19 protein-coding genes are annotated in these 20313 nt (G+C 62.6%); 15 read left to right on the top strand and 4 right to left on the bottom strand.

The features are described from left to right. Window positions 1-120: 120 nt before the first annotated feature. On the bottom strand, window positions 121-759 hold the full coding sequence (locus BLR26_RS04520) for a peroxiredoxin (protein WP_045201153.1): 639 nt from the start codon (window positions 757-759) through the stop codon (window positions 121-123). Window positions 760-921: 162 nt separating this feature from the next. Then, window positions 922-2247, bottom strand: coding sequence for an OprD family porin (locus tag BLR26_RS04515; protein ID WP_093378368.1), 1326 nt, complete (start codon window positions 2245-2247; stop codon window positions 922-924). Between the two features lie 587 nt (window positions 2248-2834). On the opposite strand from BLR26_RS04515, the gene tauA reads away from it, so the two are divergent. From tauA to tauD, 4 genes are read left to right on the top strand one after another with little or no spacing between them, the layout of a single operon-like run. Then, on the top strand, window positions 2835-3812 hold the full coding sequence (gene tauA, locus BLR26_RS04510) for a taurine ABC transporter substrate-binding protein (protein ID WP_045201151.1): 978 nt from the start codon (window positions 2835-2837) through the stop codon (window positions 3810-3812). Window positions 3813-3827: 15 nt separating this feature from the next. Further along, a complete protein-coding gene (gene tauB / locus BLR26_RS04505) occupies window positions 3828-4622 on the top strand; it encodes a taurine ABC transporter ATP-binding subunit (RefSeq protein ID WP_045201150.1) in 795 nt (264 codons plus the stop codon). Next, a complete protein-coding gene (gene tauC / locus BLR26_RS04500) occupies window positions 4619-5458 on the top strand; it encodes a taurine ABC transporter permease TauC (protein ID WP_093378363.1) in 840 nt (279 codons plus the stop codon). Before tauB ends, tauC begins: the two co-directional genes overlap by 4 nt. Before the next feature lie 19 nt (window positions 5459-5477). Next, a complete protein-coding gene (tauD, locus tag BLR26_RS04495) occupies window positions 5478-6311 on the top strand; it encodes a taurine dioxygenase (protein WP_093378359.1) in 834 nt (277 codons plus the stop codon). Window positions 6312-6377: 66 nt separating this feature from the next. Here the strand turns inward: tauD and betT are convergent, their stop codons facing one another. Together betT and epsC are read right to left on the bottom strand one after the other, a co-directional pair. After that, window positions 6378-8378 carry a choline transporter BetT gene (gene betT / locus BLR26_RS04490; RefSeq protein ID WP_045201147.1) on the bottom strand — a complete coding sequence of 667 codons (2001 nt, stop codon included), beginning with the start codon at window positions 8376-8378 and terminating at the stop codon, window positions 6378-6380. 173 nt (window positions 8379-8551) lie between these two features. Continuing rightward, entirely contained in the window at window positions 8552-9484 is a 933-nt protein-coding gene (epsC, locus tag BLR26_RS04485; protein WP_045201146.1) for a serine O-acetyltransferase EpsC, read from the bottom strand. Between the two features lie 192 nt (window positions 9485-9676). Here epsC and BLR26_RS04480 point away from each other — a divergent pair, with 192 nt between their 5' ends. From BLR26_RS04480 to BLR26_RS04430, 11 genes are all read left to right on the top strand, one after another. Continuing rightward, window positions 9677-10675, top strand: a complete 999-nt coding sequence (locus BLR26_RS04480) for a D-cysteine desulfhydrase (protein WP_093378354.1) — start codon at window positions 9677-9679, stop codon at window positions 10673-10675. Window positions 10676-10781: 106 nt separating this feature from the next. Further along, the gene (tcyJ, locus tag BLR26_RS04475; RefSeq protein WP_093378350.1) at window positions 10782-11582 is read left to right on the top strand and encodes a cystine ABC transporter substrate-binding protein; all 801 of its coding nucleotides are present in this window, start codon (window positions 10782-10784) and stop codon (window positions 11580-11582) included. Beyond that, window positions 11582-12247 carry a cystine ABC transporter permease gene (gene tcyL, locus BLR26_RS04470; RefSeq protein ID WP_045201143.1) on the top strand — a complete coding sequence of 222 codons (666 nt, stop codon included), beginning with the start codon at window positions 11582-11584 and terminating at the stop codon, window positions 12245-12247. Before tcyJ ends, tcyL begins: the two co-directional genes overlap by 1 nt. Before the next feature lie 3 nt (window positions 12248-12250). Beyond that, complete coding sequence (gene tcyN / locus BLR26_RS04465) at window positions 12251-13012, top strand: L-cystine ABC transporter ATP-binding protein TcyN (protein ID WP_045201142.1); 762 nt, start codon at window positions 12251-12253, stop codon at window positions 13010-13012. A gap of 277 nt (window positions 13013-13289) precedes the next feature. Then, a complete protein-coding gene (locus tag BLR26_RS04460; protein WP_093378342.1) occupies window positions 13290-14531 on the top strand; it encodes an SfnB family sulfur acquisition oxidoreductase in 1242 nt (413 codons plus the stop codon). Window positions 14532-14553: 22 nt separating this feature from the next. Beyond that, a complete protein-coding gene (locus BLR26_RS04455; RefSeq protein WP_093378338.1) occupies window positions 14554-15759 on the top strand; it encodes an SfnB family sulfur acquisition oxidoreductase in 1206 nt (401 codons plus the stop codon). After that, entirely contained in the window at window positions 15759-17150 is a 1392-nt protein-coding gene (locus tag BLR26_RS04450; protein WP_093378335.1) for an LLM class flavin-dependent oxidoreductase, read from the top strand. Before BLR26_RS04455 ends, BLR26_RS04450 begins: the two co-directional genes overlap by 1 nt. Continuing rightward, on the top strand, window positions 17143-17946 hold the full coding sequence (locus BLR26_RS04445) for a MetQ/NlpA family ABC transporter substrate-binding protein (RefSeq protein WP_093378331.1): 804 nt from the start codon (window positions 17143-17145) through the stop codon (window positions 17944-17946). Before BLR26_RS04450 ends, BLR26_RS04445 begins: the two co-directional genes overlap by 8 nt. A gap of 1 nt (window position 17947) precedes the next feature. Next, window positions 17948-19078 (top strand): methionine ABC transporter ATP-binding protein, encoded by a 1131-nt coding sequence (locus BLR26_RS04440; RefSeq protein ID WP_093378328.1) that lies wholly within the window; start codon window positions 17948-17950, stop codon window positions 19076-19078. Beyond that, window positions 19068-19712 carry a methionine ABC transporter permease gene (locus tag BLR26_RS04435; RefSeq protein WP_093378325.1) on the top strand — a complete coding sequence of 215 codons (645 nt, stop codon included), beginning with the start codon at window positions 19068-19070 and terminating at the stop codon, window positions 19710-19712. Before BLR26_RS04440 ends, BLR26_RS04435 begins: the two co-directional genes overlap by 11 nt. A 133-nt stretch (window positions 19713-19845) precedes the next feature. Continuing rightward, on the top strand, window positions 19846-20301 hold the full coding sequence (locus tag BLR26_RS04430) for an REP-associated tyrosine transposase (RefSeq protein WP_093378320.1): 456 nt from the start codon (window positions 19846-19848) through the stop codon (window positions 20299-20301). The last annotated feature ends 12 nt before the right edge of the window (window positions 20302-20313 follow it).

Here is a 20313-nt window from a genome sequence, read left to right as displayed (position 1 = left end):
TTCATTTGTTTATTCTTTACGGAACTATAGGAGCATCGCGGGGCAAGCCCGCTCCTACCGGCCTCCAGGGGAATAAAAAAAGGGCCGTAAACGGCCCGAGTTCCCTGCTATGGCTAAAGATCAACGATTGGGTTGCGGGGTCAGGCGCAGGTATGGCTTGACCGCCCGGTAACCCTTGGGAAAGCGGCGCTTGATTTCGTCTTCATCCTTGAGCGATGGCACGATCACCACTTCGTCACCGTCCTGCCAGTTGGCCGGGGTGGCAACCTTGTGGTTGTCGGTCAGTTGCAGCGAATCGATTACCCGCAAGATCTCATGGAAGTTGCGCCCGGTGCTGGCCGGGTAGGTGATGGTCAGGCGGATCTTCTTGTTCGGGTCGATGACGAACAGGGAACGCACCGTCAGGGTGTCGCTGGCATTGGGATGAATCAGGTCGTAGAGGTCAGAAACCTTGCGATCGGCATCAGCCAGGATCGGGAAGTTGACGACAGTGTTCTGGGTTTCGTTGATGTCTTCGATCCAGCGGTGGTGCGAATCGACCGGGTCCACCGACAGGGCAATGGCCTTGACTCCGCGCTCGGCGAACTGCTCCTTGAGCTTGGCGGTGAAACCCAGTTCGGTGGTGCACACCGGAGTAAAGTCGGCCGGGTGGGAGAACAGCACGCCCCAGCTGTCGCCCAGCCATTCGTGGAAGCGGATCTTGCCGGCGCTGGAATCCTGTTCGAAGTCGGGGGCGATATCGCCGAGTCTGAGGCTCATGGTGCGGCTCCTTGGCTGGGTTCGTTATGGCTTCACTGTGCCTGCTTCCTGCTGAAATTAAAAAGAATAAATATTGATTTATTTAGAACTAACAGAAACATCAAAAAACAGGCAAAACAACGCCCGCGCGGCACAGGGCCGGGCGGGCGCGCTTTTCTCGCCTTACAGCAGCGGGATGGAGTAGCTGAGGATCAGACGGTTTTCGTCCTGGTCCTTGGTGTTGGCAATGTCGCTGCGCCAAGTGGCGTTTTTCCACATGATGCCCAGGCCCTTGAGGGTGCCTTCCGGTACCACGTAGGCCACGGTGATATCACGCTCCCACTCGGTACGGTCACCGATTGCCGAATCGATGTTATCGCCTTTGAGGTAGGTGACGCCGGCAGTAGCGCCCGCCAGGCCGACCTTGGCGAAATCGTAGGAGTAGCGAGCCTGCCAGGTACGCTCACCGGCACGGCCGAACTTCTGGATCTGCGAGTCGGTGATGGTGTAGTTGGACGAGCCGTCACCCTGGTTCAGCCAAGGGAAGTCGCTGTCACCGCTAGAGACCTGGTAACCGCCACCGAAGGTGTGACCCTGGACGGTGTAGAGGAACAGGGCGCTGTACAGATCGTTATCAACCTTGCCCTTGGTGCCGTTGCCGTACCAGCCGCTGGTGAAGTAGGCCGGATCGTTGCTGTTGGCGCCGTCGTCAGTGCTGTGGAAGTAACGGAAGTCGGACTTCAGCACGCCCGGGCCGATTGCCCAGTTGTGTACCGCACCCAGGAAGTGCTGTTTGTAGAAGTCTTCCAGGTTGCCATAGTAGTACTGCAGCAGCAGGTCCTTGGTGACCTTGTAGTCGGCACCGGCGTAGAGGAACTTGTTGCTGAACTTGCCGGTACGGGCGTTGTTGGCGCCAGCGATCGACATTTCTTCGTTGTTGCTGGAGTTACGGCCTTTGACGTGCTCGATCTGACCACCGATCAGGGTCAGGTCCTTGAACTCGTTCGAGGTGATCTGACCACCTTCGAAGGTTTGCGGCAGCAGGCGACCATCGTTGTACGAGATGACCGGCAGCTTCGGCAGCAGGGTGCCGTAGCGCAGTTCGGTCTGGGAAATCTTGGCCTTGGCGGTCAGGCCCAGGCTGGAGTACTCGTCAACTGCACGACCGTTGCTGTCGGTCGGGAACACCGAACCGCCATAGGAGGCGCTGGTCGGGTTGCCATGACGGCCCTTGCCCGAGTCCAGACGCACGCCCAACAGGGCAATAGCGTCAACACCAAAGCCGACGGTGCCCTGGGTGAAGCCCGAGGCGTAATCGACCTGGAAGCCCTGACCCCATTCTTCCTGGTAGTTGGTGCTGGTGTTGGTACCGTGGTTACGGTTGTCGGTGTTGATATAGAAGTTGCGCAGCTTCAGTGTTGCCTTGCTGTCTTCGATGAAGCCGGCAGCACCCGCCTGCTGGGCCAGAACCCCAACGGCCACGGCAAGTGCCAAGGTGGACTTGTACATGTTTTGCTCCTCTACGTTCTAATTCTTGTGTGTCGCTTACGGCAGGATCTTTGTGTCCCGCTCGACGTCGATGGGCGATTAGCACCAAAGGGTGACCGTCAAGTCAATCGTAACTATTCATTTCACTACTTTGGTCTAATGCACCAGCGGTGGGGGTGAAGGATAATGACAATCCTATAAATCCAAAAAGACTTATTTCGTAATTTTTCAGATTATTACGGAATATCACCCAAGATTTTTCTTCGCTGCCGTTATCGGCACATAAGCTAATTCCTAAAGGATATTTCAAAGCGGTTTTTTAGATCGCTTAGCTTCGCCGATCCTTCCCCTTCGACAAAGTAGCCCTCATGGCCAGGCCATCATTGCGTTTCCTCTGCGCCCTGACCTTGACCAGCGTCACTTTTGTCGCCCAGGCCGATGGCGCCTATAGGCTGGAGCGGACTTGCCCCGCGATGACTCCCCCCTTTCGCAAGCCTTAAATCAATTGGCTCCTAAGCTAATGCTAAAAAGTTATTTATTTTAACTTTCTTAGATCATCTAGTCTTATCCCACACCAACACAATCGCCCGCCTGACAAGGAGTTAACCATGACCCTGCATGCTCCCCTGCGCCTGTTCGCCGCCCTGACCCTGGCCGGCACCAGCTGGTTTGCCCAGGCGGCCGACCTGACGGTGGCCTACCAGACCACCGTCGACCCGGCGAAAGTCGCCCAGGTCGACGGCACCTACGAGAAAACCAGCAAGGCCGATATCGACTGGCGCAAATTCGACAGCGGCGCCGACGTGATCACCGCCGTGGCCTCCGGCGACGTGCAGATCGGCTACCTCGGCTCCAGCCCGCTGGCCGCCGCTGCGACCCGCAAACTGCCGGTGGAAACCTTCCTGATCGCCACCCAGATCGGCGCAGCCGAAGCCCTGGTCGCCCGCGACGGCGCCGGCATCAACTCGCCACAGGACCTGATCGGCAAGAAGATTGCCGTGCCGTTCGTCTCCACCGGTCACTACAGCCTGCTGGCCGCACTCAAGCAATGGAACATCGACCCGGCCAAGGTACAGATCCTCAACCTCGCGCCACCGGCAATCATCGCCGCCTGGAAGCGCGGCGACATCGACGCCACCTACGTCTGGGACCCGGCCCTGGGCGTGGCCAAGGAAAACGGCAAGGTGCTGATCACCTCCGCTGAGCTGGCCGAAAAAGGCGCGCCGACTTTCGATGCCTGGATCGTGCGCAAGGACTTCGCCGCCAAGCACCCGGAGATCGTCAAGGCCTTCGCCAAGGTCACCCTGGATGCCTACGCCGACTACCGCAAGGACCCGCAAGCGTGGCTGGCAAACCAGAGTAACGTCGACAAGCTGGTCAAGCTCTCCGGCGCCAAGGCGGCTGACATCCCTGGCCTGCTGCAAGGCAACGTGTTCCCGCTGGCCGCTGACCAGGTCGCAGCACTCGGTGCACCGACCACCCAGGCAATCACCGACACCGCCACCTTCCTCAAGGAGCAAGGCAAGGTCGAAGCGGTGCTGCCGGACTACGCGCCTTACGTCAGCGCCAAATTCATCGCCAACTGAGACTCGGAGCAGACCATGGCCCTGTTACAACTGGAGCGCATCAGCGCACAGTACCCCGGCGCGGCCGAGCCGGTGCTGGCCGATATCAACCTGAGCCTGGGCCCGCAGCAATTGCTGGTGGCCCTCGGCCCTTCGGGCAGCGGCAAGACCTCGTTGCTCAACCTGATTGCCGGTTTCGTGGCGCCCAGCAGTGGCCGTATCACCCTCGACGGCGAGCCGGTACAAGGTCCGGGCGCCGAGCGCGGCGTGGTGTTCCAGGATGATGCTCTACTGCCCTGGCAAGACGTGCTGGCCAACGTCGCCTTCGGCCTGGAACTGGCCGGCGTGCCACGCGCCAGCCGCGAGAAAAAGGCCCGCGAAATGCTCGCCCTGGTCGACCTGGCGGACTTCGGCAACCGGCGCATCTGGCAATTGTCCGGTGGCCAGAAGCAGCGCGTGGGCCTGGCCCGGGCGCTGGCCGCCGATCCGCGGGTTCTGCTGATGGACGAGCCGTTCGGCGCGCTGGATGCCTTTACCCGTGAACAGATGCAGGAGTTGCTGTTGCAGGTCTGGCAGCGTACCGCCAAGCCGGTATTCCTGATTACCCACGACATTGAAGAGGCGGTGTTCCTCGCCACCGAACTGGTGTTGCTGGCGCCGAACCCCGGGCAGATCGTCGAACGCCTGCAACTGGACTTTGGCCAGCGCTACAGCGCCGGCGAGTCGGCCCGTTCGATCAAGTCCGACCCGCGCTTTATCGAAACCCGCGAGCACGTGCTGGCCCGGGTGTTCTCCCAACGCAGTGCCGCAACGCGGCAGGAGTCCGCATGAGCAGCCTGGATGTCCCGGTAGCGAGCAAACGCACCGCCAGCCACACTGCGCCGAGCAAACCCCGGCGCAGCCTGAGCACCCGCTGGATCAGCGGCCTGACCCTGGCCACGCTGTTGCTGCTGTGGTGGGCGGTGACCGCCGCCGAATGGATCGAGCCACTTTTTTTGCCCTCGCCGGAAGCGGTGCTGGGCAAGGCCTGGTTGCTGCTGACCCAGGGCTACATGGAGTCCACCCTGTGGCAGCACCTGGGCGCCAGCCTGCAACGTATCGGCCTGGCCCTTGGCGCGGCGATTGTCACGGCAATCCCGATCGGCATCGCCATCGGCCATAACCGTATAGCCCGCGGCATTCTCGACCCGCTGATCGAGTTCTACCGGCCGATTCCGCCCCTGGCCTACCTGCCACTGATCGTGATCTGGTGCGGTATCGGCGAGCTGTCGAAAGTGCTGCTGATTTACCTGGCGATCTTCGCCCCGATCGCCATTGCCACCGCCACTGGCGTGCGCACCGTCGACCCGACCAGGCTGCGCGCGGCGCAGTCGCTGGGCGCCACCCGTTGGCAGCTGATTCGCCACGTGATTTTGCCCAGCGCCCTGCCCGACATTCTTACCGGCGTACGCATTGGCCTGGGGGTTGGCTGGTCAACCCTGGTGGCCGCCGAGCTGATCGCCGCCACCAGCGGCCTGGGTTTCATGGTGCAGTCGGCGGCGCAGTTTTTGGTCACCGACGTGGTGGTGCTGGGCATCCTGGTGATCGCCTTGATTGCCTTTGCCCTGGAAATGGGCCTGCGCGCCCTGCAGCGCAAGCTGGTGCCCTGGCACGGCCAGAGCCATTGAAAACGAACAGAGAACAACCATGAGCCTGACCATTACCCCGCTGAGCCCGGCGCTCGGCGCCCAGATCAGCGGCATCGACCTCAGCCGCGAAATCAACAAAGAACAACGCGACGCCATCGAACAGGCGCTGCTCAAGCACCAGGTACTGTTCTTTCGCGACCAGCCGATCAACCCGCAGCAGCAGGCCGATTTCGCCGCGCGCTTTGGCGACCTGCATATCCACCCGATCTACCCCAATGTACCGGAAACCCCGCAGGTGCTGGTGCTCGACACCGCCGTCACCGACGTGCGCGACAACGCCATCTGGCACACCGATGTGACCTTCCTGCCAACCCCGGCACTGGGTGCGGTGCTCAGTGCCAAGCAACTGCCGGCCTACGGTGGCGATACCTTGTGGGCCAGTGGCATTGCTGCCTATGAGGCACTGTCGGCACCGCTGCAGCAGCTGTTGGCTGGCCTCACCGCCACCCATGATTTCACCAAGTCGTTCCCGCTGGAGCGTTTCGGCACCACCCCTGAGGACCTGGCGCGCTGGGAAACGGCACGGCGTAACAACCCGCCGCTGTCGCACCCGGTAATCCGTACCCACCCGGTGAGCAAGCGCAAGGCACTGTTCGTCAATGAGGGCTTCACCACCCGCATCAACGAACTGAGCGAGGCTGAAAGCGAGGCGATTCTCAAGCTGCTGTTCGCCCACGCGACCCGCCCGGAGTTCACCATTCGCTGGCGCTGGCAGGAAAACGACGTGGCGTTCTGGGATAACCGCGTGACCCAGCATTACGCGGTGGATGATTACCGGCCGGCGCGGCGGGTGATGCACCGGGCGACGATTCTCGGGGATGCGCCGTTTTAAGATCCATCGCGGTCTTGCCCGCTCCCAGCAGTCCACACTGTGGGAGCGGGCAAGACCGCGATGCTTTTAGCGCACCAGATGCAAGAACTGCATATGCCGTTCGTACTGATCCAGAATGTCGTTGATGATCTGCTCCTTGCTGTAGCCCACCAGGTCATAGTCCTGGCTGCCCTCGCTCAGGTGCACCTCGGCACGGTAGTAACGACGGTTCTTCAGCTCCTGGGTACCCAGGCCGCCCAAGGCAAATGACGGCGTGAAGTAACCGCGCATCTGCACCTGGTAAATGAACGGCTGCTCTTCGCCATGGCCGATCTTCAAGCTGACGTTGTCGTGGCTCGGGTCTTCCTGGGTGATGACGTGCAGGCCCTTCTCGCTAAACACCTCGGTCACCTCGGCAATCGCCGGGCGCACCACGTCGTCCATGAAGCGGTACACCTCGTCGCGTGACGGGAAGTGCACGGCCTGGCTCAGGCGCTGACGCCAGCCACCGCGGCCGCGCCGCGAATTGGCGAACGGCGCCAGCGAATGCAACTGGGCGATCTGTCGTTGCGACTCCAGATAGAAGGCCTTGTGCAGGCCCCACATCATCAGCAACAAGATCACCGAGAACGGCAGCGAGGTGAGCACTACCGCCGATTTCAGCGAATCGATACTGCCGGCGAACAGCAAGCCGCTGGTCACCAGTGCGGTCATCGCGCCCCAGAACACCCGCAGCCAGTTCGGCCCGTCTTCATCGGCATTGCCGCCACGGGCGGAGAGGGTCGAGAGCACCACGGTGCCAGAGTCTGCCGAGGTGACGAAGAACACGAAGCTGATGAACACCGTGACGGCGATCACCGCCTTGCTCCACGGGTAGGTTTCCAGCAACAGGTAGAGGGTCATCGACGGGTTGTCGAGGGCCGACTGGCCCAGCGCGGTCATGCCGTGCTCGAGCACCTGGAACAACGCGCTGTTACCAAAGATCGACATCCACGCCAGAGTGAAGCCCAGCGGAATCAGCAACACGCCGAAGACGAACTCGCGGATGGTCCGGCCGCGGGAAATCCGCGCGATGAACAGGCCGACAAACGGCGCCCAGGCAATCCACCAGGCCCAGTAGAACACCGTCCAGCCGCCCAGCCACTCATTGGCCTGGTTGTAGGCATAAACGTCAAAGCTCTTGCGCGGCAAGGCGCCAAGATAGTCACCGAGGTTCTGGATCAGGGTGTTGAACAGGTGCTGGGTAGGGCCGGCGAACAGCACAAACAGCAGCAGCGCGCAGGCCAGGAACATGTTGATGTCGGACATCACCCGCACGCCCTTCTCGACCCCGGCAACCGCCACCGCGACCGCCGCGCCCATCATCAGGGTGATGAGGATCACCTGCACCCACTGGGTGTGCGGCACGCCGAACAGGTAGTCCAGGCCGGAGTTCAGGTGCAACACGCCAAAGCCCATGTCGGCGCCCAGGCCGAACACCGTGGCGATGATGCCGAAGCCGTCGACGGCATAACCAATCGGACCGTTGATGCGCTTGCCGATCAACGGATACAGCGCCGAGCGCAGGGCCAGCGGCAGGTTATGGCGGTAGGCGAAATAGGCCAGGGCCATGCCGACAAAGGCGAACACCCCCCAGCCATGCAGGCCCCAGTGCAGGAACAGCAACTGCATGGCCTGGCGCCCGGCCTCGACCGTGCCGGCCTCGCCTTGCGGCGGCTGCAGCATGTGGGTCAGGGGTTCGGAGACGCAGAAAAAGAACAGGGTAATGCTGATGCCGGCGGCGAACAGCATGCCGGCCCAGGACAGGTAGCTGAACTCGGGCTCGTCGTGGTCGGCACCGAGCTTGATCTTGCCGTAGCCAGACAAGGCGGTGACCACCACGAAGACCAGGTACAGGGTCATCGCCAGCATGTAGTACCAGCCAACGGTGTTGGCCGCCCAGTTCTGCGCCGCCAGCAGCCACTCGCCAGCGGCTTGCGGGTTGCTGATGACCACCAGGCCGAATATCAGGATAAAGCTCGCCGCGAAGTAGAAAACCGGCGGGTTCATGCGGATCTTGCCGCTGGATTCGGAGCTGGGTGCACTCATTGGTTGTGCACCTCGCCGAGGGGGGAGAAGCTTGGATTGAACGGGTTCAGCAAAGGGTTTCCTCCTGTTGAACACCGGCAGCGGACCACCGTTTTAACTTGAACAAGCGTTCAAGTTAAACATGGATGGGGGTCGCGATGCGACCCGTTGCCGCAAGCCAAGCCTCGGATTGCCTACTTCTGGGTACCGTCATCATGCTGCAGATTGGCCTGGGTCAGGTTGCTGCCCGGCGCCACGCTGCGGGTCAGCCAGACGTTACCGCCGATGGTCGAACCCTTGCCAATGGTGATTCGTCCCAGAATAGTCGCGCCGGCATAAATCACCACGTCGTCCTCGACAATCGGGTGGCGCGGATGGCCCTTCTGCAACTGCCCGTCCTCGTCCGCAGGGAAGCGCTTGGCGCCCAGGGTCACGGCCTGGTAGATGCGTACCCGCTCGCCGATGATCGCCGTTTCGCCGATCACCACGCCGGTACCGTGGTCGATGAAGAAGCTCGGGCCGATCTGCGCCCCCGGGTGAATGTCGATGCCGGTGGCCGAATGCGCCAGCTCCGAGCTGATCCGCGCCAGCAATGGCAGGCCAGCGCGGTACAGATGGTGGGCCAGGCGGTGGTGAATCACCGCGAGGATGCCCGGGTAGCACAGCAGCACTTCATCGACGCTGCGCGCCGCCGGGTCGCCATGAAAAGCGGCCAGCACATCGGTATCGAGGATGCTGCGCAGGCTTGGCAGGGCGGCGGCAAAGTCCTGGATCAGGCGCAGCGCCGTGGCGTCGATCTCGGCCGTGGCCTGCTTGCCGTGGCGCGCCACGTAGCGCAGCTCCAGGCGCGCCTGGGCGAGCAAGGCGGTCAGCGCGGCATCGAGGGTATGGCCAACATAGAAGTCTTCGCTCTCTTCACGCAGGTCGACCGGGCCCAGGCGCATGGGGAACAGGGCACCACACAACTGCTCGAGAATATGGCGCATGGCCTCGCGTGACGGCAGCTCGCGGCCGCCCTGCTCGCCGCTGCTGCGCCCGTTACTGCTGCGCCACTGGTCGCGGGCGGCACGCAGCTGGCCGACGATGGTCTGCAACTGCCAATGCCCTGTTTGCGCGTTGTCGCTCACGGTTACCTCTCCTGCTGCAGCGGCGGTCGGTGGATGGTGGTGCCGCCGAAGTGCCGATTACTTTACGGCAATTTCCTGCGACAGAAAAAATAACCCTTTATTCCAGAACGCAATAAAGGGGGCATAAGCCCGGGAGTTGCCCACCTGCCCCGGGCTGCCTATAGTCGAATTTTACCTAGCCGACGTGACCCCATGATCGACCGACAGCTTGCCCGCTTCAATCGTCTGGACCTGCTTGGCGCCCCTACCGCGCTGGAAAAACTGCATCGGCTGTCAGCCTGGGCCGGCCGCGACATCTACGTCAAACGCGACGACTGCACGCCGTTGGCGCTGGGCGGCAACAAACTACGCAAGCTCGAATACCTGGCCGCCGATGCCCTGGCCAAGGGCGCCGACACCCTGGTCACCGCAGGCGCCATCCAGTCCAACCATGTGCGCCAGACCGCGGCGCTGGCCGCGCAACTGGGCCTGGCCTGCGTAGCCTTGCTGGAAAACCCGATCGCCAGCGACTCAGCCAACTACCAGCACAACGGCAACCGCCTGTTGCTGGAGCTGTTCGACGCCAAGGTCGAGCTGGTCGATAACCTCGACAATGCCGACGAACAACTGCAAGCCCTGGCTGTGCGCCTGCACGCCAGTGGCCGCAAGCCCTACATCGTGCCGATTGGCGGCTCCAACGCCCTCGGTGCCCTGGGGTATGTACGCGCAGGCCTGGAGCTGGCCGAACAGATCGAACATTGCGGCGAGCAGTTCGCCGGGGTGCTGCTGGCCTCCGGCAGTGCCGGTACCCACAGCGGCCTGGCCATCGCCCTGGCAGAAAAACTGCCGAAGCTGCCGGTGATCGGCGTCACCGTGTCGCGCAGCGACGAAGACCAGCGCCCGAAAGTCCAAGGCCTGGCCGAGCGCACCGCCGAGCTGCTGGGCCTGCGCCTGCCGGCCACCTTCAAGATCGAATTGTGGGATGAGTACTTCGCCCCGCGCTATGGCGAACCGAACGCCGGTACCCTCGCCGCCATCCGCCTGCTGGCCAGCCAGGAAGGCTTGCTGCTTGACCCGGTATACACCGGCAAGGCCATGGCCGGGCTGCTTGATGGTATTGCCCGTCAGCGATTCGATGACGGCCCACTGATTTTTCTGCATACCGGTGGGGCCCCGGCATTATTCGCCTACCCTGAGGTCTGGAACGGCTAACTAACTTATTTGAAAATAATATAAGAAAATGAATTTATATTATTTTTAAGACTAAAAGCGTCACCCTATAGTCAGCGCCACACTCACAACAACATTGGGGCTAACCATGAAGATTTCCGCTTTCGGTAAACAGGCAGTCGCCGCAGGCCTCGGCTTGCTGCTCGGCGCCAGCCTGCTCGGCCAGGCTGTCGCTGGTGAGCAACTGCAGCAGATCAAAGACAAGGGCGTGATCAACATCGGCCTTGAAGGCACTTATCCACCGTTCAGCTTCGTCGACGCCGACGGCAAGCTGGCCGGCTTCGAAGTGGAGCTTTCCGAAGCCCTGGCCAAGGAGCTGGGGGTCAAGGTCAAGCTGCAGCCAACCAAGTGGGATGGCATCCTCGCGGCACTGGAGTCCAAGCGCCTGGACGCGGTGGTGAACCAGGTGACCATCTCCGATGAGCGCAAGAAGAAGTATGACTTCTCCGCGCCCTACACCGTTTCCGGGATTCAGGCGCTGGTGCTGACGAAAAAGGCCGCCGAGCTGAACATCAAGTCCGCTGCCGACCTGGGCGGCAAGAAAGTCGGCGTGGGCCTGGGCACCAACTACGAACAGTGGGTCAAAGCCAACGTGCCGACCGCGGACGTGCGCACCTACGAAGACGATCCGACCAAGTTCCAGGACCTGCGCGTCGGCCGGATCGACGCCATCCTGATCGACCGTCTGGCGGCGCTGGAATACGCCAAGAAAGCCAAGGACACCACTGCCGCCGGTGACGCCTTCTCCCGCCAGGAAGCCGGTATTGCCCTGCGCAAAGGCGAGCCGGAACTGCTGGCAGCAGTGAACAAAGCTCTCGACAAGCTACGCGCCGACGGCACACTGAAAAAGCTTTCGGAAAAGTACTTCAACGCTGACGTCACCCAATAATGGAAGCAGCTTTGCAACTGGCGCTGGAGTCCGCGCCCTTTTTGCTCAAGGGCGCGTACTTTACGGTCATTCTCAGCCTCGGCGGGATGTTCTTTGGCCTGTTGCTGGGCTTTGGCCTGGCGCTGATGCGCCTGTCGTCGATCAAGCTGCTGAGCTGGACGGCGCGGGTCTACGTGTCGTTCTTTCGCGGCACGCCGCTGCTGGTGCAGCTGTTCATGATCTACTACGGCCTGCCGCAACTGGGCATCGAGCTCGACCCGCTGCCCGCAGCGTTGATCGGCTTCTCGCTGAACATGGCCGCCTATGCCTGTGAAATTCTCCGTGCCGCGATCAGTTCCATCGACCGCGGCCAGTGGGAGGCTGCCGCCAGCATCGGCATGACCCGTGGCCAGGCCATGCGCCGGGCAATCCTGCCGCAAGCGGCGCGCACCGCCTTGCCGCCACTGGGCAACAGCTTTATTTCGCTGGTCAAGGACACAGCCCTGGCCGCCACCATCCAGGTGCCGGAGCTATTCCGCCAGGCGCAGCTGATTACTGCGCGCACCTTCGAGATCTTCACCATGTACCTTGCCGCCGCACTGATCTACTGGGTGCTGGCCAGCGTTCTCGCGCACCTGCAGAACCGCCTGGAAGCGCGGGTCAACCGGCACGACCAGGAGTCCTGAGGCATGATCGAGGTACAACGACTGAGCAAGCAGTTCAACGGCCAGACCGTGCTCGATGACATCAGCCTCAAGGTCGAGGCCGGCGAGGTGATCGCCATCATCGGCCCCAGCGGCTCGGGCAAGACCACCTTCCTGCGTTGCCTGAACCTGCTGGAAACCCCCAGCAGCGGGCGCATCAAGGTCGGCAAGGTAGAAATCGACGCCAACCGCCCGCTGGGCCAGCAAAGCGGGCTGATCCGCCAGTTGCGCCAGGAAGTCGGCTTCGTGTTTCAGAACTTCAACCTGTTCCCCCATCGTACGGCGCTGGAGAACGTCATCGAAGGCCCGCTGGTGGTCAAGAAAACTCCGCACGAACAAGCCGTGGCCCTGGGCATGAAGCTGCTGGCCAAGGTCGGCCTGGCCGGCAAGGAAGCCGCCTACCCGCGCAAGCTCTCCGGCGGTCAGCAGCAGCGGGTAGCGATTGCCCGGGCCCTGGCGATGGAGCCGGAAGTGATCCTCTTCGACGAGCCGACCTCGGCGCTCGACCCCGAGCTGGTCGGCGAAGTGCTGGCGACCATTCGTGGCCTGGCTGAAGAAAAGCGCACCATGATCATCGTCACCCACGAGATGAGTTTTGCCCGCGACGTGGCCAACCGGGTGATCTTCTTCGACAAGGGCGTGATCGTTGAACAGGGCGAAGCCAAGGCGCTGTTCGCCCACCCCAAGGAAGACCGCACACGCCAGTTCCTGAGCAAGTTCCTCGGTACGCAGAACACCGGCTACTGAGTTTTCCCCGCCCTTTCCCCGCCCCTCTTACAGCGCCTGCCCAGCTCCGGCAGGCGTTCGTCCAGCGACCGCCAAGTACTTCTATATTTATTCCTAAAAGTTAGTTTATTTAATTTTTATACGCTATTAGGGTATATGCACCGGACCACCGGACCAGCGCAATTTTGTCGTCGCAACCCGCGCCGACGTTTTCAATTCGTGAGGTAGGTATGGTCAGGAACACAATCACCCCAGTGCGTAACGCCAGGGCATTGAGTGCAGCCAAGGAGCGGTACTGATGTCCAATCTGGCAGAAACCACAGTCCACAGCGATCTGGACAGCGCCCCGCTGTTGCTGCCGGCCAAGGTGCTGAGCAACGACGAACAAGCCCTGCAGGCAGCCCACGAGCTGGCCGAAGCAGCACGCACCCAGGCGGCCAAGCGCGACCAGCAGCGCAAGCTGCCCTGGGCAGAAATCGAGCAGTTCACCCGCAGCGGCCTGGGCAGCATCAGCATCCCGCGCGCCTTTGGCGGCGCGCAGGTGTCGTTTGTCACCATCGCGGAAGTCTTTCGCATCATCAGCGCCGCCGACCCGGCGCTGGGGCAGATCCCGCAAAACCAGTTCGGCATCCTGCAACTGCTCAAAGGCACCGCCACGGAGCGGCAGAAAGAGCTGCTGTTCACCTCGGTGCTCGATGGCTGGCGCATCGGCAATGCCGGGCCGGAACGCGGCACCAAGCACACCCTGGACCTCAAGGCACGGATCACCCGCGAGGGCGATCACTATGTGCTCAGCGGCCAGAAGTTCTATTCCACCGGCGCCCTGTTTGCCCATTGGGTCGCGGTCAAGGCGTTGAACGATGACGGCCGTCAGGTCATGGCCTTTGTCCGCCGCGGCACCCCGGGCCTGCGCATCGTCGATGACTGGTCGGGTTTCGGCCAGCGCACCACCGCCAGCGGCACCGTGCTGCTGGACAAGGTGCAGGTCGATGCGGAGCTGGTGATCGACACCTGGAAACAGAGCGAAGTAGCAAACATCCAGGGCGCGGCTTCGCAGCTGATCCAGGCGGCCATCGATGCCGGTATCGCCGAAGCGGCGATTGCCGACACCATCGCCTTCGTTCGCGACAAAGCCCGGCCATGGATCGACGCCAAGGTCGATCGTGCCAGCGATGATCTCTATGTAATCGCCGACGTCGGCCGCCTGCAGCTTGAACTGCATGCCGCCCAGGCGCTGCTTTCCAAGGCTGCGCGGGTGCTCGACGAAGTCAGCGCCGCGCCGGTCGATGCCGCTGCGGCCGCTCGCGCTTCGATTGCCGTGGCCGAAGCCAAGGTGCTGACCACCGAGATTTCGCTGCTGGCTAGCGAGAAGCTCTTCGAGCTCTCCGGCAGCCGCGCCACCCTGGCCGAGTTCAACCTCGACCGGCACTGGCGCAATGCCCGCGTGCACACCCTGCACGATCCGGTGCGCTGGAAATACCACGCCGTCGGCGCCTATCACCTCAACGGTACCTTGCCTGCCCGGCACTCCTGGATTTGACCAGACCACTGGAGCCCTGTTTATGAGCCTTTTGCCACAACCGCACGCCAACGTCGCGGTCATCCACACTGACGCCCAGGCATTGCAAGTCGCCGAGGAAATCGCCGTCCAGCTGCGCCGCGACAGCGCCCTGCGCGACCGCGAACGACGCCTGCCACACCCTGAACTTGAACTGTTCTCGCGCTCCGGCCTGTGGGGCATCAGCGTACCCAAGGCCTTTGGTGGCGCAGGCGTATCGAGCGTCACCCTGGCCAAGGTCATCGCCCGCATCGCCCAGGCGGACGCCTCGCTGGGGCAGATTCCGCAGAACCACTTCTATGCCCTCGAAGTGCTGCGGGTCAACGGCAGCGCGGCGCAACAGCAGCGCCTGTACGCCGAAGTACTGGCCGGCCAGCGCTTGGGCAATGCCCTGGCCGAGCTGGGCACCAAGACCGCCCACGACCGCACCACCGCCCTTAGCCGCGACGGCGATGCTTACCGCATCAACGGGCGCAAGTTCTACGCCACCGGTGCGCTCTATGCCCAGCGCATTCCCACCTCGGTTGTCGATGAGGACGGCATCCAGCGCCTGGCCTTCGTCCCGGCAGACAGTACCGGGCTGAAGGTCATCGACGACTGGAGCGGCTTCGGCCAGCGCACCACCGGCAGCGGTTCGGTGCTGTTCGATAACGTCCAGGTTGGCGCCGAAGACGTGCTGCCGTTCCAGAGCGCCTTCGAGCGCCCGACCACGGTCGGCCCGCTGGCGCAGATCCTCCACGCCGCCATCGACACCGGCATCGCCCGCGCCGCCTACGAAGATGCCCTGCACTTCGTGCGCACCCGCAGCCGGCCATGGGTCGACTCCGGGGTCGATAAGGCCAGCGAAGATCCACTGACGCTGAAATCCTTCGGCCACCTGGCGATCCGTTTGCACGCCACTGAAGCGCTGCTCGAACGCGCCGGCGAATACCTCGACCGCGCCCAGGCCGAGCCCAATGCCGCAACCGTCGCCGCCGCCTCCATCGCCGTGGCCGAAGCGCGGGCGATCAGCACCGAGATTTCCCTCGCCGCCGGCACCACTCTGTTCGAGCTGTCGGGCAGCCAGGCCACCCTGGCCGAGCATGGCCTCGACCGGCACTGGCGCAACGCCCGGGTGCACACCCTGCACGACCCGGTGCGCTGGAAGTACCACGCCATCGGCAACTACTACCTCAACGATGAAAACCCACCGTTGCGGGGCACCATCTGATGGCCAAGAAAAAGATCCTGCTCAACGCCTTCAACATGAACTGCGTTGGCCATATCAACCACGGCCTGTGGACCCACCCGCGGGACAACTCGAGCCAGTACAAAACCCTCGAATACTGGACCGAGCTTGCCCAGTTGCTCGAGCGCGGGCTGTTCGACGGGCTGTTCATCGCCGATATCGTCGGTGTCTACGACGTCTACCAGCAGTCGGTCGATGTACCGCTCAAAGAGTCGATCCAGCTACCGGTCAACGACCCGCTGCTGCTGGTCTCGGCCATGGCCGCGGTCACCCGCAACCTGGGTTTCGGCCTGACCGCCAACCTCACCTACGAGCCGCCGTACCTGTTTGCCCGGCGCCTTTCCACCCTCGACCACCTGAGCGGTGGCCGGGTCGGCTGGAACATCGTCACCGGCTACCTCGACAGCGCTGCCAAGGCCATGGGCCTGGACCAGCAACCCGAGCACGACCGCCGCTATGACCAGGCCGACGAGTACCTGCAGGTGCTGTACAAGCTCTGGGAAGGCAGCTGGGAAGACGGCGCGGTGCTCAACGACCGCCAGCAGCGGATCTACGCCCAGCCGGACAAGGTGCACAAGGTCAAGCATCAAGGCGAGTTCTACCGGGTCGAGGGCTATCACCTCTGCGAGCCGTCGCCGCAGCGTACGCCGGTGCTGTTCCAGGCTGGCAGCTCCGAGCGTGGCCTGGGCTTTGCCGGCAACCATGCCGAATGCGTTTTCATCAGCGGCCAGAACAAGGCCGCCACCCGCGCCCAGGTCGACAAGGTCCGCGCTGCCGCCGTCGCAGCCGGGCGCGACCCGCAGGCCATCAAGGTGTTCATGGGCCTGACGGTGATCGTCGCCCGCACCGAAGAACAGGCCAAGGCCAAGCACGCCGAGTACCTACGCTATGCCAGCCCCGAGGCCGGTGTTGCGCACTTTGCCAGTTCCACCGCTATCGATTTTTCCGAGTACGAACTGGACGAGCCGATCCAGTACGTGAAAAGCAATGCCATCCAGTCTGCCACCAGGAACCTGCAGAACAACGACTGGACCCGGCGCAAGCTGCTCGAACAGCACGCTCTGGGCGGGCGCTACATCACCCTGATCGGCTCGCCGACCCAGGTCGCCGACGCGCTGGAAAGCTGGATCGCCGAAACCGGCCTCGACGGTTTCAACCTGGCGCGCACGGTCACCCCGGAAAGCTATGTCGACTTCATCGACCTGGTCATCCCCGAGTTGCAACGCCGCGGCTCGTACAAGACCGCCTACGAACAGGGCAGCCTGCGCGAAAAACTCTTCGCCAGCGACCAGCCTCACCTGCCGGCAGACCATCCTGGCGCCAGCTATCGCCACACCACCACGACCCCGACGGGAGCGCTACAGCATGCTTAAAACCTTTATTGCCCGCCCGGTCGCAGCCCTGGCCTTGAGCCTCGGCCTGCTCGGCGCCGCCCAGGCCGCCGATGCCCTGAAAGTCGGCACCACCGCAGCCTTCTCGATCCCGCTTGAAGCCGCCGTCAGCGAGGCCAAGAAACAGGGCCTGGACGTCGAACTGATCGAGTTCAGCGACTGGATCGCGCCGAATGTCAGCCTGGCGGCCGGCGACATCGACGTGAACTACTTCCAGCACATCCCGTTCCTGGAAAACGCCAAGGCTGCTGCCGGTTTCGACCTGGTGCCCTTCGCCCCGGGGATCATCAACAACGTCGGCCTGTATTCGAAAAAGTACAAGAGCTTCGCCGAGCTGCCCGAGGGCGCCAGCGTGGCCATCGCCAACGACCCGATCAACAGCGGCCGCGGTTTGCAGTTGCTGGCCAAGGCCGGCCTGATCACCCTCAAGCCCGGCGTCGGCTACAAGGCCACCGAAGAAGACATTGTCGCCAATCCGAAGAAGCTGAAGATCCTCCAGGTTGAAGCAGTACAACTGGTGCGTGCCTACGACGACGCCGACCTGGTCCAGGGCTACCCGGCCTACATCCGCCTGGCCAAGACCTTCGACGCCACTTCGGCGCTGCTGTTCGACGGCCTCGACCACAAGGAATACGTGATCCAGTTCGTCATCCGCCCGCAGAGCAAGGACGACCCGCGCCTGGCCAGGTTCATCGACATCTACCAGCACTCGCCGGTGGTGCGTGCTGCCCTCGACCAGGCCCACGGCAAGCTCTACCAAGCCGGCTGGGAGAGCTGAAATGAGCGCCATCAGCGCCCGCGTGGCGCAGGAGCAGCAGGCCACTTTCGCGCCCCTGCAACAGGCCCGGCAACGGGCCTTGCACCCGGAGCTGGGCAACGCCCATGTACGCTTCATTGGCCTCGGCAAGACGTACCCTGGCCAACAGGCCCCGGCGCTGGACCGCATCGACCTGAACATCCAGCACGGTGAGATCTTCGGCATCATCGGCCGCAGCGGCGCCGGCAAGTCGTCGCTGATCCGCACCATCAACCGCCTCGAGCAACCCAGCCAGGGTCGGGTGCTGATCGACCAGGTAGACATCGGCGAGTACGACGAAGACCGCCTGGTGCGCCTGCGCCGGCGCATCGGCATGATCTTCCAGCACTTCAACCTGATGTCGGCCAAGACCGTCTGGCAGAACGTCGAGCTACCGCTCAAGGTCGCCGGGGTGCCCAAGGCCGAGCGCCAGCGCAAGGTTGCCCAATTGCTGGAACTGGTCGGCCTGCAGGAGAAGCATCACGTCTACCCGGCGCAGTTGTCCGGCGGGCAGAAGCAGCGCGTCGGCATTGCCCGGGCGCTGGTGCATGACCCCGAGATCCTGCTGTGTGACGAGGCTACGTCGGCACTCGACCCGGAAACCACCGAGTCGATCCTCGGCCTGCTACGCGATATCAACCAGCGCCTGGGTTTGACCATCGTGTTGATCACCCACGAGATGGCGGTGATCCGCGATATCTGCCACCGGGTAGTGGTGCTCGAGCGTGGGCGCATCGTTGAACAAGGCGCTGTCTGGCAGGTGTTCGGCGATCCGCAGCATGAGGTCAGCAAGACCCTGCTCGCGCCCTTGCAGCCTGCTCTGCCAGCTGCGTTGCAGGCTCGCTTGCAGCCGCAACCGGCGGGGCCTGAGGCAGCACTGGTGTTGAGCTTGCGGGTGAGTGGCAAAGACAAGCAGGCGCCGGAATTGTCTTCATTATTCGCCTTGCTCGGCGGTCGGATCAGCTTGCTGCAAGGCGGCATCGAACCGATCCAGGGCCGCGCGTTGGGGCAGCTTGTTGTGTCGGTGGCCAACTCGCCGCACCGCCACGAGCAAGTGATTGAGCGCGCCCGGCAATGGGCGGCACAAGTGGAGGTATTGGGTTATGTGGTTTGATCGCTTGCTCCAGGGCGTGCTCGACACCCTGCTGATGGTCGGCGTCTCATCGCTGATCGCCCTGCTCGCCGGCGTGCCGCTGGCGGTGATCCTGGTCACCAGTGGCAAGGGCGGGATCTTTGAAGCGCCTGCCCTGAACCGGGTGCTCGGCGCCTTCGTCAACCTGTTCCGCTCGATTCCGTTCCTGATCCTGATGGTGGCCTTGATTCCCTTCACCCGCTTGATCGTCGGCACCACCTACGGCGTCTGGGCGGCAGTGGTACCGCTGACCATTGCCGCCACACCGTTCTTTGCGCGCATTGCCGAAGTCAGCCTGCGCGAGGTCGACCACGGCCTGATCGAAGCGGCCCAGGCCATGGGCTGCCGGCGCTGGCATATCGTCTGGCATGTACTGCTGCCCGAAGCCCTGCCGGGCATCGTTGGCGGCTTTACCATCACCCTGGTGACCATGATCAACTCCTCGGCCATGGCCGGCGCCATCGGTGCCGGAGGCCTGGGCGACATTGCCTACCGCTATGGCTACCAGCGCTTCGACAGCCAGATCATGCTGACGGTGATCGTCATGCTGGTGGTGCTGGTGGCGTTGATTCAGCTGGGCGGGGACCGGTTGGCGAAGGGCTTGAACAAGCGCTGAATTTATCGCGGGTCAAGTCGAGACGTCGTACCACCCCCACATCTATGGCACAGGGAAACATTCTGTTTTCAAGACCTCCATGCTCCCCCAGCGAGTCCAGCTACCTTGAAGTTTCAAACTCAAGGAAGTCGACATGGACCGTCCACACTCCAAGCTCCTGCGACGGGGGCGAATTTCCGAACCCGGCAGGTTGTATCTACTGACGAGCATCACTGAAAACCGGGCCCCCATACTCAGAGAGTTTGGCTTGGCCCGGCTCGTCGTTGCCCAATTCAAACTAGCTGAGCAAGAAGGCGCTGCGCGATCACTGGCCTGGGTAGTAATGCCTGATCACTTTCATTGGCTCATCGAGTTGCAGTCCTGCACATTGAAAACACTAATGCGCAGGCTCAAGTCACGCAGTGGCTGCGCCATTTGCAAGGCGTGCAAACTCAAAAGCAGACTCTGGCAGCCTGGGTTTCATGATCGTGCATTGCGCTATGAAGAAGATGTCCAGGCAGTAGCTCGTTACATTGTTGCCAACCCTATTCGTGCAGGGCTGGTGCAGCGAATTGGTGACTATCCTCATTGGGATGCGGTCTGGATCTAAAAGCATCGCGGG

The sequence above is a fragment of the Pseudomonas sp. UC 17F4 genome (genome assembly GCF_900101695.1).
GTDB lineage: Bacteria > Pseudomonadota > Gammaproteobacteria > Pseudomonadales > Pseudomonadaceae > Aquipseudomonas.
Note: the sequence above shows the minus strand (reverse complement) of the source record. Positions and strands in the feature narration are given on the sequence as shown.

Bases quoted from the DNA above. Each gene is read 5' to 3' on its own strand.
- tauD (WP_093378359.1), top strand. From the start codon at position 5,478: ATGAGCCTGACCATTACCCCGCTGAGCCCGGCGCTCGGCGCCCAGATC.
- tcyN (WP_045201142.1), top strand. From the start codon at position 12,251: ATGATCGAGGTACAACGACTGAGCAAGCAGTTCAACGGCCAGACCGTG.
- BLR26_RS04440 (WP_093378328.1), top strand. From the start codon at position 17,948: ATGAGCGCCATCAGCGCCCGCGTGGCGCAGGAGCAGCAGGCCACTTTC.
- tcyL (WP_045201143.1), top strand. From the start codon at position 11,582: ATGGAAGCAGCTTTGCAACTGGCGCTGGAGTCCGCGCCCTTTTTGCTC.
- tcyJ (WP_093378350.1), top strand. From the start codon at position 10,782: ATGAAGATTTCCGCTTTCGGTAAACAGGCAGTCGCCGCAGGCCTCGGC.
- BLR26_RS04450 (WP_093378335.1), top strand. From the start codon at position 15,759: ATGGCCAAGAAAAAGATCCTGCTCAACGCCTTCAACATGAACTGCGTT.
- BLR26_RS04435 (WP_093378325.1), top strand. From the start codon at position 19,068: ATGTGGTTTGATCGCTTGCTCCAGGGCGTGCTCGACACCCTGCTGATG.
- BLR26_RS04455 (WP_093378338.1), top strand. From the start codon at position 14,554: ATGAGCCTTTTGCCACAACCGCACGCCAACGTCGCGGTCATCCACACT.
- BLR26_RS04515 (WP_093378368.1), bottom strand. From the start codon at position 2,247: ATGTACAAGTCCACCTTGGCACTTGCCGTGGCCGTTGGGGTTCTGGCC.
- BLR26_RS04520 (WP_045201153.1), bottom strand. From the start codon at position 759: ATGAGCCTCAGACTCGGCGATATCGCCCCCGACTTCGAACAGGATTCC.
- BLR26_RS04430 (WP_093378320.1), top strand. From the start codon at position 19,846: ATGGACCGTCCACACTCCAAGCTCCTGCGACGGGGGCGAATTTCCGAA.
- tauB (WP_045201150.1), top strand. From the start codon at position 3,828: ATGGCCCTGTTACAACTGGAGCGCATCAGCGCACAGTACCCCGGCGCG.
- BLR26_RS04480 (WP_093378354.1), top strand. From the start codon at position 9,677: ATGATCGACCGACAGCTTGCCCGCTTCAATCGTCTGGACCTGCTTGGC.
- betT (WP_045201147.1), bottom strand. From the start codon at position 8,378: ATGAGTGCACCCAGCTCCGAATCCAGCGGCAAGATCCGCATGAACCCG.
- BLR26_RS04445 (WP_093378331.1), top strand. From the start codon at position 17,143: ATGCTTAAAACCTTTATTGCCCGCCCGGTCGCAGCCCTGGCCTTGAGC.
- tauA (WP_045201151.1), top strand. From the start codon at position 2,835: ATGACCCTGCATGCTCCCCTGCGCCTGTTCGCCGCCCTGACCCTGGCC.
- BLR26_RS04460 (WP_093378342.1), top strand. From the start codon at position 13,290: ATGTCCAATCTGGCAGAAACCACAGTCCACAGCGATCTGGACAGCGCC.
- tauC (WP_093378363.1), top strand. From the start codon at position 4,619: ATGAGCAGCCTGGATGTCCCGGTAGCGAGCAAACGCACCGCCAGCCAC.